At 31.8% G+C, this 20,055-nt stretch carries 12 protein-coding genes; 1 reads left to right on the top strand and 11 read right to left on the bottom strand.

What is annotated here, in order from left to right; translation table 11 throughout:
- From QL232_RS18305 to QL232_RS18295, 3 genes are all read right to left on the bottom strand, one after another.
- On the bottom strand, window positions 1-942 hold the full coding sequence (locus QL232_RS18305; protein ID WP_281615262.1) for a class I SAM-dependent methyltransferase: 942 nt from the start codon (window positions 940-942) through the stop codon (window positions 1-3).
- Window positions 943-1,376: 434 nt separating this feature from the next.
- The gene (locus QL232_RS18300) at window positions 1,377-2,228 is read right to left on the bottom strand and encodes a patatin family protein (protein WP_281615261.1); all 852 of its coding nucleotides are present in this window, start codon (window positions 2,226-2,228) and stop codon (window positions 1,377-1,379) included.
- A gap of 166 nt (window positions 2,229-2,394) precedes the next feature.
- A complete protein-coding gene (locus QL232_RS18295; RefSeq protein ID WP_281615260.1) occupies window positions 2,395-3,798 on the bottom strand; it encodes a sulfatase-like hydrolase/transferase in 1,404 nt (467 codons plus the stop codon).
- A 163-nt stretch (window positions 3,799-3,961) separates the two neighbouring features.
- On the opposite strand from QL232_RS18295, the gene QL232_RS18290 reads away from it, so the two are divergent.
- Window positions 3,962-4,948 carry a helix-turn-helix domain-containing protein gene (locus QL232_RS18290; RefSeq protein WP_281615259.1) on the top strand — a complete coding sequence of 329 codons (987 nt, stop codon included), beginning with the start codon at window positions 3,962-3,964 and terminating at the stop codon, window positions 4,946-4,948.
- A gap of 67 nt (window positions 4,949-5,015) precedes the next feature.
- On the opposite strand, the gene thiD is transcribed toward QL232_RS18290, so the two are convergent.
- The 8 genes from thiD to QL232_RS18250 all read right to left on the bottom strand — a co-directional run bounded on the left by thiD (window position 5,016) and on the right by QL232_RS18250 (window position 19,752).
- Entirely contained in the window at window positions 5,016-5,822 is an 807-nt protein-coding gene (gene thiD, locus QL232_RS18285) for a bifunctional hydroxymethylpyrimidine kinase/phosphomethylpyrimidine kinase (RefSeq protein WP_281615258.1), read from the bottom strand.
- Window positions 5,810-6,463 (bottom strand): thiaminase II, encoded by a 654-nt coding sequence (tenA, locus tag QL232_RS18280; protein WP_281615257.1) that lies wholly within the window; start codon window positions 6,461-6,463, stop codon window positions 5,810-5,812. Before tenA ends, thiD begins: the two co-directional genes overlap by 13 nt.
- 340 nt (window positions 6,464-6,803) lie before the next feature.
- A complete protein-coding gene (locus QL232_RS18275) occupies window positions 6,804-7,727 on the bottom strand; it encodes an AraC family transcriptional regulator (protein ID WP_281615256.1) in 924 nt (307 codons plus the stop codon).
- Window position 7,728: 1 nt separating this feature from the next.
- Complete coding sequence (locus QL232_RS18270; protein ID WP_281615255.1) at window positions 7,729-8,238, bottom strand: hypothetical protein; 510 nt, start codon at window positions 8,236-8,238, stop codon at window positions 7,729-7,731.
- A 32-nt stretch (window positions 8,239-8,270) separates the two neighbouring features.
- Window positions 8,271-9,215 carry an SDR family oxidoreductase gene (locus QL232_RS18265; protein WP_281615254.1) on the bottom strand — a complete coding sequence of 315 codons (945 nt, stop codon included), beginning with the start codon at window positions 9,213-9,215 and terminating at the stop codon, window positions 8,271-8,273.
- 300 nt (window positions 9,216-9,515) lie between these two features.
- A complete protein-coding gene (locus tag QL232_RS18260; protein WP_281615253.1) occupies window positions 9,516-11,684 on the bottom strand; it encodes a YDG domain-containing protein in 2,169 nt (722 codons plus the stop codon).
- A 289-nt stretch (window positions 11,685-11,973) separates the two neighbouring features.
- A complete protein-coding gene (locus QL232_RS18255) occupies window positions 11,974-12,327 on the bottom strand; it encodes a hypothetical protein (RefSeq protein WP_281615252.1) in 354 nt (117 codons plus the stop codon).
- Between the two features lie 321 nt (window positions 12,328-12,648).
- Window positions 12,649-19,752, bottom strand: coding sequence for a hypothetical protein (locus QL232_RS18250; RefSeq protein ID WP_281615251.1), 7,104 nt, complete (start codon window positions 19,750-19,752; stop codon window positions 12,649-12,651).
- Between the last annotated feature and the right edge of the window lie 303 nt (window positions 19,753-20,055).

Genomic DNA, 20,055 nt, shown 5'->3' with positions numbered 1-20,055 from the left:
TTAGATCTTAGTAAATAGCATTAATGCATTTTTTGTAGGATCACCTTCCTGATATAATGTTCGTTTATCAAAATGAAACCCGATCTCTTCGATAAAATCACAAATAAACGCCAAAGAGTAGAAATTGCGAACTTCTTTATTATTGTAATCCCAAGATTCGTTTGTTCCCATATTGAATACATCATGAGCAAGTGCGACCATTGCTTTCTGATCGGTGGTATCACAATCATGATCTCTTAATACTAATTTTCCACCGTCCCTTAAGGTGTCTCTGATCGAAGATATAAATTGTGTTCTCAGATCAATTGGACAATGATGAAATCCTATATATACGGTAACTAAATCAAGACTTTCGTTGGGGATCACCTTCGCATATTCTGTATTGTAATCAGCCAAAGGGATATAATCTGCACCGATAAAAATTTGGCCTCGATCGATCATTTCTGTTATTGCATACCCTGGTTCTTTACCATCTGCATAATACCTTTTGCCTTTGATGGTGACTTTCTCTTCCAAATAATCCAAGTATCTACCAGAAGAACCAATTTCCAAATATCCATCATAAGTCGTTCCCTCTCCCAAAAGCGTAAGGGTCTGTTTTGCCATTTCATCTTTCTGTTTTAGCAAAGCAGGAAGTTTATAATTAAATATGGACAGAGAAGGGGTAATTACATCCAATTGTGTTTGTGCATCATTATAGATCTCTTTGTCAGACGCATTTTTAGCCGTTGAGTTAGAGATTAATTGATGCATTTTCTGCTCAGGATATAAATGGAAGACGTTCTTTAAGAATTTAGAAAAATCGTTCTTAAGACGTTGATTTGAATAGATGTGCTTAAAGTTACTGATACCATAGGATACAGAATTCAATAGATCTTCAGCATAAACCTGAGATGCTGTGAATATCAACCCCACAGAAGCTAAGAATTTTTTCCTGTTCATTGTTTAGCGTGTTGTCAGTTTTTGATTTTCTTTTTCCAGCGTTTAAAAAAATTTCATCGTCAGTATTATAGCATGTACTGAGTATGTAATTTTTTGTTAGATTGAATTTACTTAAATAGTTTGCTAAGGTAATTCAATAGATTAAAAGCAATATACACAAATCAAGCTATAAACAAGATATATGTAATACGAGTTTTATAATACAAGATATATAAAGTTACTTTAATAATTGATAGAACGAGCGTAGGTTTTTTCATGCAAAACCTTCAATATAAAAAGTAATAACAAGAAGAGATTGTATCTCATTTTTCTATTTTTCTTTATATTATCTTGTTTTAAGTCATAGTTATTAATCAATAATTGAATTCGTAGTGACACTGCGTTTAACACTCGAACAGTGATCTATTCTAAAAGTAATTCAGATAACTAAACTCCTACTCTTCCATCCATAGTTTCATCTTGGGAATAAAGCTATTACTGAATTTAATGGCTTCATTATAGATGGCTTCTGTTTTATACACCTGACGCTCTACTCTACCAACATTCAGCTCTTTTTGAGGATAAATCAAAAACGCTTTTCCTTGTTGTTCAAGTACTTTAAGTTGTTGGATGGATTCATTGTATTGCTGTGCTCGTTGAGTCAAGTTCTCATGTACCTTAGGATGTTTTCTGTAAAACCATTTTGAAACAGCTTTAAATTTCATATTAGATTTTACATATCCTTCAGGTCTTGTGAGTACCACTACAATTTTATCTGCTCCATTTTCAAAAGCAACATCATATGGAATAGAATTCGTTAATCCTCCATCTAGATATTCTTCCCCTTTGTATTTTACAATTGGAGAGATGAATGGTAATGAACCACTTGCAGTAAGAATGCTGACAATATCTGGTTTATCTAATTTATTGACGACAAAGAATTCTGATTTCCCTGTATTACAATTACTTACCCCTACATGAAAATCGGCAGAAGTACGGAGTGTATCATAATCATAAGGTAAAAGACGATGGGCAATATCGCCCATAATAAAATCCCATGAAAGGTAAGATCCTTTAAGTAGTAAATGCTTGAAACCTCCATATCGCTTATCATCATTATAAGCGTTTAATTTTTTATTACGCTCTAGCTGTTTGGAAGCAAATGAAGCCCCATACAATGCACCTGCTGAGATGCCAAAAATAGAATCAAAATTTATATTTTTCATCAGAAATGATTCAAGAATACCTGCTGTAAACATTCCTCTTGAACCACCTCCCTCCAACACTAATGCGACTTTGTTTTTCATGGTTTAGTCTCAAAATAAAAATGAGTGTCATTTAGATCACTTAAAATTAATAATCCTATTGAATATTTATTCTTTTTAATATAAAAGTCTCACATTCATTAAAATTGCTAATGAATGTGAGACTTAAAAAAATAAATATAATTGACTGCTTTTTAAGAAATACAAATTATTTATCTCTTTCCATTTTTGAGTAATCTAAATTTGGAAATTCTTTCATACTTTCAAAATATGGCAACATAGCCTCTTGGAACTTGAAGAATAGTGGAATTCCACCACTTCGACCATAAAGATTAAATAGTTCTTTTGGATCAGTATTAAGGTTATAGAACTCAGGGATTTGCCCTAGCTTGATAGGCGGTGCTGTACAACTTTGAAATCTAGCATATTTTACAAAGTGAGCTTTGTATTGTGCCCAGCGAACCACTGTCAAATCACCATAATAATATACTAAACGATGATCTCGATTGGAATGCTCTTGTTTTCCTAATAAAAAATCTGTCTGATCAAAACCATCAATTGGACGATCGTCAGGCATTTCAGCTCCTACAATATTGGCAAGTGTTGGCATAAAATCCATGGCATGAAACATTTCTTCTGATTTCCAATTTGATCGGATCTTATTGGGCCAAGACATCATACCAACCGTACGTAGTCCACCTTCCCATCCGGAACCTAATTCACCAGCCCATTGTCCAGGATCTCCATTATGGTCTGCTTCTGGGGAATAACGTGTAGGACCATTGTCTGAGAAGAAAATAATGATTGTATTATCACGGATACCTGAATCATCAATAGCTCCTACAATCTGACTTACGTTATAATCAATTTCCATTAGGACATCTGTATACGCACCACCTTTTGATTTGCCAGCGAAATTGGGGTGTGGAACAACTGGATGGTGAGGATTTATAAAAGTAGTAAGCAAGAAGAAAGGCTCATTTTTGTTTGCATGTTTCTTAATGTAATCAACACTTTTTGCTGTAAGTTCACTATCAATTAATCCTCTTTTTTCAAGTGTCATATCAGCAACTATTTTAGCTTCCTCACCCGCTTTTGCATTTAAGATACTTTGAGGTGGGATTAAATCTTCTTGATATCCAGGGAAAGAACTATCAACTGGAAAACTTGAATTAGAAACCCCATACCATTCATCAAACCCTTGGTTTTGAGGTTGTCTGTCAGCCGTTTCTCCAAGGTGCCACTTTCCGTAATTTGCCGTTGAATAACCTACTGATTTTAACATTTCTGCTATAGTCACTTCCATAGGATGAAGTCCACCGGGTTCACCAGGAATAACATACCCAGATGTACCCGAACGGATAGGCATTCGAGCAGTCATAAAGGATGCTCTTGAGGCAGTACAACTTGCATCAATCTGGAAATCTAAAAACTGAATTCCAGATTCGGCTAATTTATCCATATTTGGTGTTGGAGCGCGTAACCCTCCGTAACATCCCATATCGCCATATCCTTGATTATCAGTCATCATAATAACGATGTTGGGTTTATCTTGCCCTAGACTTACAATTGTTGTAAAACATATTAGAACAATAAAAATTAAATGTTTCATATTTTTAATTAGGATTTTTGAAATTGATAATCACACTTCATAATGATGAGTACAAAAGTCGTTATTGTAATCGGGTTTAATAATTCATATTATTGTCAATAGCATTCAAATAAATATCATAATACTCCTGTTTAAACTAAGAGTATCAAAAGAGGTAGCATTAATGGATAAACCAACATTAGTACTCAGGATTGAAGATGAAATAAATCCACAAGCATTCTACAGCGAGTTTAGCAAAAAATATGGTGGAACCTGGGATGGATCAAAATATTCATTTGATAATGAGATGGGGCATGGAAACTTTTATGCACATACTTATCAAAGTGGTATTGTTATAGTTATGGCCGACTTCAATGTAAAAGTCCCAATTGAAATAATAAATTCACCGAAAAATAAAGAGCGAATTGTGGCTATTCGTATTGGTTTTTATGGAGATATGTTAGGTCACTCACCAAATACGGGTAATACCGAAGGAATCTCTATTTATGATGCTAACCGCCCTTATAATTTAACTTTCCCAAGCAATAAAACGATCCGATGGATGTCTATTAGAGTTCCATTAGAATTGATTGATGATTGGAAAACGTCTGAAAAACAAAATGATAAATTTTTCAGGAGGCTAAAAGAGGAAAAAGATTGGTTTTTTTACCACAGACTTTCACCGGAAATTGAATCGCTTGTCCGAAATTCTTTTGTAGAAAGGACAGATGTGAGGTTAAATAGATCAATCTTTTATGCAAGAGCCTATGAGATTATCGCTAGATTGATAGTACTAATTGAGAATGATTCTAGCATTCTAACTAATAATAAAATCCATCCAGATGATTTTTCATTAATGCTCAATATCAAAGAACAGATTTTATCTGATTACTCCTTTTTACCCAATCTTGAAACGATCAGTGAAAATAATAATATCAGTAAATCTAAACTCCAAAGAGCATTTAAATCCGTCTTTGGAATGCCTATCATTAAGTTCTTTAATCAACACCGTTTGGAAGAGGCCAACCGGTTATTTAAATACACAACAAAATCCGTTTTTGAAGTAAGTAATGAATTGGGTTTTCATAGTGCATCACATCTTAGTCGCACTTTCAAAAAACAGTTTGGTTATAGCCCGAATGATTTGAGAAGTAATAGTTCTAGTTTATGATAAAATACATTAAAAAAATAGTGCACCATAGTTGAACCTATGATGCACAAGAATTTTATCTCATCCCTTAGATTCCAAAATGGTTAATCGGACCATTTCCTTTCCCTAATACCTTATCTTTTCCTTCTGTAATAGCATTATTGACATAACTACAGCCTTTCTTCACAGCGCTTTCTAAACCTTCACCTTTTCCAAGGAAAGTTGCAATACTTGATGATAAGCTACAGCCAGTGCCGTGAGTATTGTTTGTATCTACTCTGGGGTTTTTAATGACTGTTGTTTTGTCTGTCGGAAATTCAAAAAGCACATCGTGCATTTCATCAGTTTCAAAGTGCCCACCTTTCAGCAAGACGGAAGTTTTAAATTGTAATCCAATTTCTTTGGCAGTGGCTTCAACGTTATGTTGATCAATAGCATGACCAATCAACAATTCAGCTTCTTTGTGATTGGGAGTGATCACTGTAACTTTGGGGAACAGTTGTTTTAAACATTCTATAGCATCTTCTGTAATTAAAATATCTCCAGAAGTCGCCACCATAACAGGATCTAAAACAATGTTTCGAATATTATATTCCCTAAGTTTTGTAGCAATTGTTTCAATTACTTCACAAGAATGAAGCATACCAATTTTGATAGCACTAAAATCAATATCACTTAATACCGCTTCTAGTTGCTTTTCTAGATGAGCAACAGGAAGAGCAAAAATATCGGTAACTCCTTGTGTATTTTGAGCTGTTGTCGCTGTAATCACACTAGCAGCATAGGCTCCACAAGCCGAAATACTTTTGATGTCGGCTTGGATTCCTGCACAACCACCAGAATCACTTCCTGCAATAGTCAATACACTTTTATAAGTTGTTTTTATACTTTCCATGCTTCTTGTTTGTATGCACTATCCCAAAACATCCATTCCAATTTTGAGGCTTTTTCAAACGCTTCATTCATTTTTTCAATTCTTTCTGGAGAAGCTTTACTTGCTAATTTATTGGTAATATCAATTGCTTTCTTTACTGAGTTGGCAAACTCTTCCCCACCATAAGTATTGATCCAATCTTGATATGGATTTTCTCCTTTATTACTTTGATTGGCAAGAATATAATCCCCCACTTCTTTGTAAATTGTAAAACAAGGAAGTACTGCAGCCAGACCTTCTTCTAATGATTTTGTATGTACAATTCTCGAAAGGTAACTGATATATAATTCACAAGTAGGAGAAGCTTGAGTCGTTCTTTGTTCACCTGTTAAGAAGTTCTCATGCAAAGCATCTTCTACATGAATGATCCCTGTTGCAGCACCTAAGAAAAACTGTGTATCCTGATCATCCTCACATCTGATTCCTGTTTCAGCAAGTATCTTTTTATATTCAGCCAAATAGATAGAATCTTGATTGATATAAAAATTAAAGACTTCTTTCGATAGCTTACCTCCCATTAGATCTTTGATGAAAGGGTGTTGATATATTTCTTGTAAAATGTAATCAGTTTTTTCACTGATTGCTTCATACCAGTTTGACATAAGATGTTTTTAAGTTTTGGTTGTTTGTTAGGTAAGCCATAAAAGACTTACGAAAAACAAATCTAAACAATTATTCAATATTCATTTATTTACAATAGAGAATGATAAAGTGTTTTAAATAGGATAAAGATTTTAGAATTTATAAAGAATGAGTAAAGATAAAAAAACTCTACCCATTTTGAATTAGTGAGTAGAGTTGTCCTTGTTTAATATTTTTGCTCAATATAACTTTTGAGCTTTCCCTTTTTATCCTGCTTTAAGAGTTTTTCCATATCAGGATTTATTCCAAGCTATGCTTTATTTTTTTTAAGATCTTAATAATTTTCTTAAGAAGAAAATACTAATTCATAGTAGCAGATTCAATATATTCTTTAGGACTTAATCCTGTTTTTTTCTTAAATAATCGGGAAAAATACTGAGGATATTCAAACCCTAATTTATAGGCAATTTCAGAAATAGAAGCATTCGTTCCGAGGAGTAAATTTTTAGCTTCTTCCACTAAATATAAATTGATTTGATCTACAGCTGTTTTTCCTGTCTCTGTTTTAATGGTATCTCGCATATAACGATGACTGACACCTAATTTGTTGGCCATCCATTCTGCAGTTGGAATCCCATTTTCTTCTAACAAGTTGGATTCGAAATAGTCATCTAAGATGTCTTTAAAACGAGTAAATAAGGCTTTATTGATCTCTTTTCGGTTTAAGAACTGACGTTTATAAAAACGATCGGCATACTTTAATAAAGCCTCTAAATGTGTCAAAATAATATCCTTACTAAACTCATCCTGATTATTTTGATACTCTGTTTCTATGGTCTTAAAAATGGTTTTAATTATATTTTCCTCCTTCGGAGAAAGATGCAATGCCTCATTTACATTATAATTAAAGAAGTTATAATTCTTGATTAGTTTTCTAACATTTGTACCTGATATAAAATCCTCATGAAAGGCTATAAACCAAGACTCAGAACTCACAATAATGTCTTTTATGGTATAGGTTTGATTCGGTGAGGAGAAGAACATTGTTCCTGTTTCGCTATCATATTTTGTTCTTCCATAAATTAACTCTCCTGATACTATATTTTTAAGACTGATAATATAGAATTGGTTAGTATAACTTACTTCTGTTTGAGAAGAAACGCAATTCTGGATTTCATCCTCACTTAACACCTTACAACCAACAGTAAAAAGTGGGTTTTCAGGTGCAGGTAAGTCTTGAGCCTTATTGAATTCTGTGATGTTATTGAAAACGATATTTTCCATCTTATTTTTGATTAGCAACAAAAGAGTCTAACTCTATTTTATAATTTTCCAACCTTGATTTTGCGTTACTATCAATAACAGTAAATACAATCATTGTTGCCATAACAGCCACACCAGTCGCTTGCCATACTGGTTTCTGCATAAACATCACCATCAATGCCCCTAATATTGCAATGGCTGGAAATACTTTAAAAGCAGCTGTCTGGTAAGTAGCGATTGTTTTATCTACTCGCTCTATCTCTGAAGCTACAAAAGAAGAAGCATCTTGTTGATAAGCAGTTTCAAATTCACCAACTCTCGCTTTATTAGAGAAAAACAACCCAAATCCAGATGCTAGAAGAAATATCCCAGCTATCGACACAGGGTAAATAAATGCTCTGGCAAATTCAGTTTTTCCCAACTGCCAAAAACCAAGTCCTGTAATGATAAATAAGATACCGAAAAGAATGAAAAATGAAATCGAAAATGCTTCTGCTCTTCCCCAATCCGTTGCTGCTTTTAATATATCCATTGTATTACTATTTTAATTTGTATAGAATATGTTTAGAAGTTCCACTTACAATTTGTCTCTTTTTCTGATAAAGTCCATAATTTTGTCATCACTTCTTTATCTAATGCATGAGGTTCCAATTTACATTCTCCCACCGGGCCTGTCCAGTAGTTCATACCTGTAGGACCATAAAAAGCTTTTTGTTTTAAGTTTTCTTCGGTAGCACACATCAATTCCGGATAAGCACCTTTTTCTGCCGATTGTACCAAAGGAGAGGCTGCTAATATTGCCCATGAAATTCTTGTAATCAGCGGAGCATCTTTTTTAATTAGAGAGGTTTTTGATGCACCAGGGTGACAAACATAAACACCAACATTTTTATTTGCTCTTTTTATATGATCTTGTAACTCATAAGCGAACATCATCTGAGCCAATTTACTTTGAGAATATACTGCGTTGGCCTCATAATTCTTGTCCCAATTCATGTCGTCAAATTGAATGGTTTTGATTCCCATTTTATACCCCTCACTAGCCACTACTACAATCCTACCATTTGATGCTTCAATCTTATCAAAAAGTAAGTTATTTAATAAAAAGTGTCCATAATGATTGGTCCCTAACTGACTTTCAAAACCATCTACTGTAATTTCTTGTTTGGCAACTTGAGCCACAGCTGCATTACACATTAAGGCATCAATTTTAGGTATTGTTTTATTGACCGCTTCTGCTGCTTTTCGAACAGAATCTAAGTTTGCCAAATCCATTACGATAAAAGAAACCTTTGCAGCTTTACCAAATAGTATTTTCAGGTCATCAATAGCTTTTTCAGATTTGGCTGCACTACGGTTAAGCATCACTACCTCTGCTCCTTTGCTCAGAAGAATTTTTGTTGCTTCAAAACCAGCACCTCCGTTTCCTCCGGTGATTACAAAAGTTTTACCTTCTAAGTTGTTGATTCGTTCTGGAGTCCATCCTTTTTTACCAAATTGATTAGCCATGATTATTTCTATTTAGTTTTTATAAATTTTACCTTACAAAGGTCGCTAGTATTGGGTGTTTTACGCTTAAACATTTTGGCATCTGATGTGCACATTTTGGCAAGCAACTAGTTTTTGGGTAATGCAATATAAAAATTGTTCGCAAAAGATTGATTTAAAATACTTTATGTTCATCAACGTTAATTCAATAGTTTATCACAATTTCTAATGAACTATTATTTAAAGTAAAAAAGCCATCTTTTATTAAGTATAATAAAAGATGGCTTCGTTAATTATTTAATAAGGTTTTCAACCTCTAAATTATCTTTTAACAATTTTGAAATTAGCTTTATTTTCTTCTCTATCAATTAGTTCTATAAAGTACATTCCAGAAGATCCTATTAGTTCAAATTGATAAAAGCTACTTAAAATAGTTTCACTTTTAATTTGTTGTCCAGAAGAATTAAATACTCTTAGAGAAAGTGCATCATTCAAATCATATTTGATAGATACCGTTCCTGTTGTTGGATTTGGATAAATTAAAATATGATCAACTAAAGAGCTCTCATCAGCCGATAATACCGTTGTGATGTTTGCAATAAATGTTGGTTGAATTAAATTATAATTATCAGCATCATCACCTGAGATAGAATAACCTTTGGTTGTGATTTCAATATCTGCACCTACATCAGCACTTGCAAATGTATATTCAGGAGTTCCACCAAGAGTAACATCATCTCCTGAGATAGCCCCTTCTAAAACAGGAGTACCTGATACTGTTGCTTCAGTATTGTCATCGAATTCTTTGTTCTCTGCAGTTAGACCTGAAATCGTTAATTCCTTAGCAGAAATATCTGCTGAAAGTACAGGTTGTGATAAACTGTAGTTACTTGCATCGTTCCCTGAAATTGAATATCCTGAAGTGTTTACTGTAATGTCTGAACCAACTCCTGTACTTGCAAAAGTAAATGATGGAGTTCCACCAAGTGTCACTTCATCATTTGACATCAATCCTTCTAAAGCAGCTGTTCCAGTTGTTGAAGCTGTGGCAATACCATCGTAGACTTTATTCTCAGCCGATAAATCAACAACCGTCAATTCTTTAGTGGTAATATCCGCTGAGAGTGTTGGTTGAGTTAAGCTATAGTTACTGGCATCATTACCAGAGATTGAATATCCTGAAGTACTAATTGATATGCTTGAAGCTACATCCGCACTAGCGAAAGTGAATGTAGGTGTACCACCTAACGTTACCTGATCATTTTCAACCACACCACTTAAAGCTGCTGTACCAGTTGTAGAAGCAGTAGTACTCCCATCATAAACTTTGTTTTCGGCCGTGATATCAGCAACTGTCAACTCCTTAGTCGTAATATCTGCTGAAAATGTGGGTTGTAAAAGGACATACTTACTTGCATCAGTTCCTGAAAGAGAATATCCAACAGTACTTATAGTTTTATCTATACCTATAACAGAGTTTGTAAAATTATATGATGGTGTTCCTCCTAATGTTACAGTATGACCCGAAATGACACCTGATAAACTAGGAGTACCACTAATAATAGCAGTTGTATTACCATCATAAATCTTGTTTCCTGCTGATAAACCAGTGATTGTTAAAGCTTTTTTGGCAGTCATATCATTTGCAGATAGACCGGTACTTTCATATGTGTTTGTACCATGACAATCATTGTAAGCATACACTTTAAAATAATAAGTAGTACCAGGTTCCAACGCTGAAACTGTTACATTAGGACTTGTAGATGCACCATAATAAACAGCTTGCTGACCTCCACTATATTGAGTATTAGATGTTGGAGTTAAACCTTCTGAAGGTGCTTCAAAACTGTTTGATGTATTGATAAAAACTACATAACCATCAGCTCCACCGCTAGGTGCTGTAAAGCTCGTTAATGTTAATGAATTAATAGTTGAAGTACCGAAAACACTATTTGTTGCTTCTGATGAAGGCTCTAGACAGATATCATCTACAACAAATTCAAAATTATCATAATAAATAAGGCCTCCTGAAGGTATATAATATCGTATTTCGTCAAATGCGCCTGTTGATATAAATCTAAGATAGGTATTGTAATCATGGTTTACAGAAGATCCAACCCGTTTACCGTTTTTGAATAAGAAAAAAATTGCTGGGTTTGAATTTTCTGAATGTGCATAATAAAAGTCACCTTCAAAACTAGTGAAAAGTTTACTTTCAGGAGCTTTTATAATTATTGTATCACCCGAACTATTTGCAGATCCAATCAAAACCGAGGTATTAAATATATGACCTCCTATAGTAGAGGCACCATGGGTATAGCCAAAATAACAAGTTTCTGGTATAAAGAGTCTTAAACCTGTACTAGTTATGTGATTTTTTGTAAAGTTTGGTCCTACTTCATCATCAAAGTCTTCTAAGATTTGAGCGTAAGCATGAGTACTACAAAATAGAACCGAATGTAGTAGTAAAAGAGTAAAAAGTTTTTTCATTGTAAAGCAATTGAGAAAATTTAATGATTTAAGTAAAAAAGTTACATTTATCGATAGTCCAATAAAATATGGCATTGGGTGTTTGTTTGTTCCGAAAAATTATTGGCTCGATTGAAATTTGCCCCGAATATAGGACAACCGTTACTCAGAACAAACCAATTCATAATTATTTAATTTTTAAGTAAATCTATTCCTATGTTAGTTAGTTGATTAGAATATTTATTAACTAAAATCGTTTTTAAGTTTATGTAGTATTTTCAGGTGAACACCTGTAGAAGAACATCTTAATTTAATGTAACTCGATTTTATTGTATTGATCATCTAATATAAAGACAATACCCTCTTCAGAAACGATAGAACAAAAGCCATCTCCTTTATTTAATATTTTACTCGTTCGTAAAGAAAAATCATCAATGCATAAGATCGAAATACAGTTTAATTCAGCATCATATTTTTTGAAGAAAACCTTATTGCTTTTATCAATACTAAAATCAGAAAAATCACTAATGAGTAACTCTAAAGGTAAATTATACTTAATTGGATGACTTTTCTTCAAAAGGTCATAATAAGTCAGCTCTTTATTCTCAAATGAAATTTTAACTACATAACTATCATTATAAATCAAACTTTCTTCGTCTTTCATATTAAAATGATAATATGCTTCTGTCTCTTTTTTTATGATGACTTCATGATTTTTAAAATGATTGCTAGTAGAGCTACTGCCGGAATATATCGACTCAATTTTTACAGTATTGTTTACATTAATACAACTTCTTTTTTCTTGAAGAAAAAATACCAATAGAATTAAGAATAGGAATATCATTTGTGAAGTGAGTTGGGGTTTATTAGTTATATAAGTAAAATTACAAATTTATAAACGCTAATATCTAATTGTAGGAATAAAGAAAAAGGATAAGCCAAATTATGTATTGACTTATCCTTTTTTATCCTTTGAATTTTAATTTCAATCCTTTAATAATTTTACTGATTCAATAGAATTACCATCAGTATATTTCATAATGATTATTCCTGTTACCTGAGATTTTAATCTTATCTCAATAGTTCCTGGATTTGTTTTAGTATTGATATCATAGTTAATTCGTCTACCAGAAACATCATAGAGTGAGGCATCTAATAGGTTGTAATTCTTAATATAAATTGAATTCCCATTAAGATAAATAATTGCATCTGATGACGGTGGAGTAATAATGGAGGTTACATTTTCCTCAACTATTATTTTCACCTTCTCACTTGTATATTCATAATCACCAAATTGAGATTTACAAAAAACAAAATACTCCCCAGCTTTATCAAATAATGGCATTAACGTTTTATTTGAGTGAATAAATTGTTCACTCTGGATATTCTTACTTGTAGTGTAGTACCATCCTCTTAACTTTGGATCCGAAGTTTCATAAATTTCAATTACAGACCCCTCTTCTCCTACCTTAATCACTTGTTCTTCTGCTGATAGTATTTCATTTGCCTCTACATTATATACAACAATTTCTGATTCAAATTCTCTCTGATGATCCATTGAAATACACTTTAATTCATATGAACCATATTGATCAAATAGTGGAATAAATTCTTTTGATGAAACTCCTGTTGAAACCCATACATCGGAACCGAACAACTTAGTATACCACATCCTTGATACCATTTCTTTAGATTCTGAAACTGAAATTTGTTTTCCTTCCTGACCAACTACTAAAGTATTTTCAACTTTATCCTTAATATGAATACCATCTACAATTATTAAAACCGAGTTACTTACAGTCCAATACTCTCCGAACTTTGTCTTAGCAAAAACATAAAATTCACCAGTTTTTTCAAAGTGTGGTCGATATGAATCCCCTACAGTTAAAAAGACTTCTTTTTGGTCTGTAGTTGAAGTATAGAACCATTCAGTATTAGATGAGGAATGACTTAACTCAACAGAAAGAGTCTTACCTTCTTCGTCTTTTTCGATATTTTGAGTTTCTTCAGGAAATACAGCATTGCTTGCTACTACATATGAAATAATATTAGATTCAACAAGGTCATTATTAATTATTGAATGACAGATTATTTCATATTGGCCTTTATCATAAAATATTGGATAATAGGTTTCTGCTGTTTCTTTTAAATCAAAAGAGTTCCATTGGATTGTTCCAACCTCTCTATATTTCCATTCTCTTGATGTCGCCTTCGGATACTCATTGACTGAAATCATTTTACCTTTCTGATTAACAACAAGTGTATCTTCTAATTGATCATCAATACTAAGACCAATTACTGTAACATTTACTTTATTACTTGTAATATTATAATTACCAAATGAAGAAATGCAGTAAATTTCATAAATCCCTGGACTTGAAAATGAAGGTATAATGTTTGTCTCATTTGAAAGATATACCTCTTCCTCACTATCAACCGTCGTATAATACCAAGCCCTTTCACTAGCAATATTTGTTTCATTAACTGAAAGCATTTCGCCAGCTTCACCTTTTATTATTTGTTGATCATGTGATGGTGTTATTTCATTTTCATTAACTGTATAAGTTACTACATTTGATACTAACTCTGTTCCGTTTATTAAAGAATGGCAAGTAATTTCATAATCTCCAGATTTAGAAAAAATTGGATTTAATTTATTCTCAAAAATCGGGTTTTCAAAAGAGTTCCAATCTAAATCACCTACCACTCTATATTTCCATTCTCTAGAGTTCGCTATTGGAAATTCAGTTATAGATATTGCTTTACCTTCTTGATTGATGACTAGAGTATCTTCTATTTGATCATCAATACTAAGACCAATTACTGTAACATTTACTGTATTACTCTTTGTTGTGTAAGCACCAAAAGTTGAATTACAATATACCTCGTATGTTCCTGGTTGTGAAAAATCAGGTATATAACTTTCAGCATTAGAAATTAATACTATTTCATCTGACTCTTTTACCGTATAATACCATTCTCTTTTATTAGTATGGTTAGTCTCATTAACAGTTAATTTATTCCCTACTTCACCTTGCTCATATTGTTGGTCTTCTGTTGGAGAAATATAATTCTCATTTACTGAGTATTGAACAGGATCTGATATAAATACTTCTTCCTGAATAATTGAATGGCAAGTAATTTCATAATCACCCACAGTATTAAAAATAGGAGTTAACTCAAAATCAGTCTGTATATCAATGAAAGATAACCATGTCTCACTACCTTTTAACCTATATTTCCATTCTCTTGTACTTGCTGTAGGGTATTCTGTAATAGATATTACTTTACCTTCTTGATGAACTACTAATGTATCTTCCAATTGATCATCAATACTAAGTCCTATTACAGTTATTTTTACTGAATTACTCTTTGTTGTATAATTACCAAAAGTTGAATTACAATATACCTCGTATTTTCCTGGTTGTGAAAACTCTGGTGTATAGCCTAATTCATCTGTTATATAAATAATTTCTTCATTGTCATTTATATAATACCAACCTCTTTCATCTGGAGAATTTGTTTCATTAACTAATAGCAATTTACCTTGCTCTCCAGACATATAGTGTTGATCTTCTCTTGGTGTTATCTCATTTTCATTTACTGAATAACTAAGAATATTTGAAACAATCTCAACAGAGTTAATAACTGAGTGACAGGCTACTTCATAATTACCTGCTTTTTCAAAATATGGTATATACTCTTCATTTAATTCCAGATCACTAAAAGATAACCATTGACTATCACCTTTCAATCTATATTTCCATTCTCTAGAAGTTGCTACAGGTACTTCATTAGCAAATACTGCTAGACCACTTTGTTTGGTTACTAATTTATATTCTTCTTGTTGAACATCTACTCCAATCACATTGATAACCACCTTATTTGAAGTATGTTCTTGTCCATCAAAAACAGAAGAACAAAATATTTCAAATTCACCAGTCCTATCAAACAATGGGAGATAATTAAGTTCACTACCTAAATAAACATTTTCACCAGTGGATACATCATTATAGTACCAATACCTCGTTTCTGTCGTTTTACTTGATAATAACTCTATTAACTCACCTGTTTTATTTAGTTCTAAAGTTTGTTTGGTATTAGGTACGATAGAATAATCAATCACATCAATATCAATTTCATTAGATTGATATTCAATATTATTAATTGATGAAAAACATGTAACAACATAATTACCTTTCTCTTTAAATGTAGGAGTGTAAAATTCTGTATACTCCGGAACTTCAAATGAAATCCAGTCTAAATCACCTTTTTTCTTATATTTCCACTCTCTACGTTCGGCTATTGGATATTCCGTCACCTTTAATTCTTTACCTTCTTGTTCTCTTAATAATGTTTGCGGTACAAACCTTTTAATAGTATTACCTATTATAGAAATTTTTATTCGTCCTGCAGGTATATAATAATATTCTCTATTTCCATCTACATCTGGATTATAAAATTTTGAAAACCCTTCTACATAATAAATTCCTGAGGCATTAATTTGAGGGGTATATTTAGATGAGGTAGAGACTATATCAAAAACGTTTTCTTCTCCTTCTTTGTATAAGCGCCATTCATATGTGTAAGAAGACCCTTGATTAATAATTTCTAGCTCATTACCTTTTTCGTTGATATTTAAATTCTGATCAATATTTGGATAAATTTCAGAATTTACAGAATACACATATTCATAATCAGATATAAATTCCTGACTATTAATAGTAGAAAAACAAGCAATTTTATATCTTCCTGTCTGATCGAAATAAGGTGTTAAAGTTATTGATGTCTCTGGAGTGTCAAATGAATTCCATGGGTTTTTACTATTTGAGGAGTCTTGCCATTTCCATTCTCTACTTTCTGCAATTGGGTATTCAGTTACACCGATACTACCTGTTAAGCTATCTTTATAAGAATAAATAGAATAAGAATGTGTTAAACCTACCCCATTCACCCTAACTTGAACCGTATCCGAATTTAATTCTAAATCACCATATTTAACTTTACAAAGTATAAAGAAATTACCTGCTTGATAAAAATAAGGTGCATATGTTGGTGAACCAGATACATAATCTGTATAAGGTCCTTCAATTCTATCTGAATAATACCATTTTTTTGATGATGAGGGATAAGATTCTAAAATACTTAACTCATTCCCTCTTTCTCTAACCTCAATATTTTGTAATTCATTAGGTGTTATTTTGGGTTGATCTACTACTATAACTTTTACAGTATCTGAGATATACAATTTATTACCTAAAGTTGAGAAACATGCTATTTGATAAGTTCCGGAGTTCGCAAATTCAGGATATATTATTTGATTACTGTTTTCAAATGATGACCATAGGTTTGTATTTTCTAATTGATACTTCCAAACTCTACTCTCATAAATACCCTTTTCTTGGACAGCAATGCCTTCTGTAGTTGGTACATTAATAATCGTATATTGAACTTCTTCATTTACAATATCATTTCCTAAAACTTTAACCAATACTCGATTACTTTCAAAAGTAGAGTTTTCGTAATAAGATTTGACATAAATTTCATATTCACCAATTTCTGAAAAGAATGGAGAATAATTGAGTTCAGAGGATTGTAGATTTATTTTTGTCCCTTCTAGATTTTCTGCCCACCATTCCCTTCTTTTTGAACTTGTTTGTTCTTCAACTTCTAATAAAGTACCTAAAGTATTAACATCGATGATTTGATCTTCATGATTAGTAATAATTACTGGTTGAATCACATCGATAGAAACAATATTAGATGTATATTCTTTGTTTTCAATATTGGATTTACAGATTAACTCATAACTACCAGCATCATTAAAATTCAATACTAACGATGAATTAGTTTGTGGTATTTGAAAAGAGTTCCAATATATTTCACCTTTTAATCTAAAAAACCATTCTCTTTGATTTGCTATAGGATATTCTGAAACCTCAAGGATTTGTTCGGTACTATTGACTAGAATTGATGTAGTTATTGAGTTATCTATAGCATTCCCAAATACTTCAACCTCAACAATATTCCCATAATCACTAAAGCTATTCCAATAATTTCTACTCTTTATGTAATATTTTCCAGGTTCAGAAAATAATGGAGCATATTCATCCTTTTTTCCTAGAGAAATATAAGATCCATCTTCTTTTGTTGAATAATACCAGTATCTATAATTTGCTGTCGGTGATTCTGTAATTTTATATGTATCCCCAACCTCATTAACATCTACTTTTTGATATATAGGACTGATTACAGATTTAGATGTAAAAGTAATAGTGATATCTTCTGTCTGATAAATTTTATCATTTATAGTAGAAAAACAAGCTAACTGATATTCACCTGTCCAAAGATATTCGGGATTAAATGTTTCGCTAGTTTGAGGGGTATCAAAAGATTTCCAATTATCGTTATCATCTAATCTATATCTCCATTCCCTAGATGTGGCATTTGGATACTCAAATACTTCAATTGGTTCCGTTTCATCTTGAATATAGAAATGTTTATTACTAGTATTCAATCTATTTCCAATTACCTCTACTTGTATAGAATTACTATTTATCTCTACCTCTTCAATTTCAGCTTTTGCTATTAGATAAAACTTCCCTGGATAATAAAACTTTACATTATAAGGATTTGAAGAAGATAAATAATTACTAAATGGACCTTCGGAATTTTCTCCATAATACCATTTAATGTCAGCTTCACTATTGCTACAAGTAGCAGTAAGTGTAGGTCCCACTTGATCTTTGTCTAAAACGATATTTTCAAATGGAGTGAAACTAATTCCAGCGACCAACACATGACTTTGGTTTGAAGTGATCTTTTCTCCTTCTAAATCGTAAGTAAAAACGATATCCTTTTCTCCTTCAAATAAAAGACCTGGTGCTATATATTGTTCTACTTGTTTTGGTGAAAATGAAATAAACGCCCCTGTATTCTTATCCTTGTATAACCACTCTGTATTATTAAAATTACCTTTTTGAATAGTCATTAATTTTTCATTGTCACCACTTTTAAATCCTTGCTGACTAGGAATAATATCAAAGAATTTTTGTGAGGGATCATTAGAAAAATTGTAGATTTTTTCATAAAAAGACCATGATGAATTTTTCCAAGTATACTCAATTTCATGATCTATGTATTGATTATCATTATAAATGTAATCTTCTCTTCTTGAATTTAACCACTCACTTTTTGATACATCCCAATATTGGGAGAGGTACTTTGTTTTATTATTAAGGTTGTCGTAAGTATAGGTTTGTAAGGATTGAGGCACTCTGCCTTCCCCATAAAAAAGTAATGAAGTATTATTATTAAATTCATCATATTCATACCTAACTTCTGACATTAACTTCCATTGATTATTTTCAAAATAATGAGTCATACTATAATTAAATTGATAAGTTTCATCATCAATATATTGATAAGTTACTTTCAATTCAGGATCCCAATTATTTCCCGCCTTTATATAGTTGACATATTCTACTTCATTATCTCCAAAATAACTATAAACCACTTTTTGATAAAAATCGAAGTTATTATTCTCTAATCTAAAATAATGAATTTCATCCAAAAGTAGATTTTGATCAAAAACATAGTCAATATAAGAATCTAAATACCAATCATCCTTAGTATTATTCGGTAAAAAATAAGAAATCTTTGAAATAAAGATAGTCCCCTCGACATATTCATATTTTTGCTTTGTGCTTAGTTCCCACTGATAATTAATCCATGAATAATTTAGATATTCAGTAATTCTGCCATCATGGTCATATTCTTTTTTTTGTTTAAAATAACCTTCCCATTCATAGTTTTTCCAACGATATCGAGTTTCTTCAATTAAATTACCATGATTATCATATTTATGATATGATTTATAGGATGGGGTTGAATCACTTTTAATAGTAAAGGTGGAGTCAATATGAAAAGAATTTGAAAAGGTTCTTGACCTTAATTTTACTTCGTTCTTTTGTTGTAAGGTATGTCTGTATACTTCTATTGGATCAGGGAACTCTTGTGCAAAAGTTTCTTGAGAAACACCAAGTATAATAGTACACAGTGTTACAATACAGTATAAATACTGCCTCATTAAATAGGTATAGTTGAAATTCATTTGTATAGATAAAGATTTTAATATGAACAGCGTTTGTGTTTCTTTAAGTAAGATTTAAATATATCAATTCCTTTTTGTGTTAAGAAATGAAAATTATTTAATAAATATTAATTAAAGATACTATTGAGAATTCTCATTTTTAATTGAAAGCATCAAAACTTTTACTACAACAAAGTAACATAATTGCATTGTGATATTAATATAAATCTCGATAATATTTGGTAAGTAACCTTTAATCGAGATTGTTACCTATATAATAAATAAAATCATTTTTCAAAC

This window comes from Flammeovirga sp. SubArs3 (genome assembly GCF_947387565.1).
GTDB classification, from domain to species: Bacteria; Bacteroidota; Bacteroidia; order Cytophagales; family Flammeovirgaceae; genus Flammeovirga; species Flammeovirga agarivorans.
The sequence above is the reverse complement of the archived record's forward strand: the minus strand, read 5'-3'. Positions and strand labels throughout refer to the sequence as shown.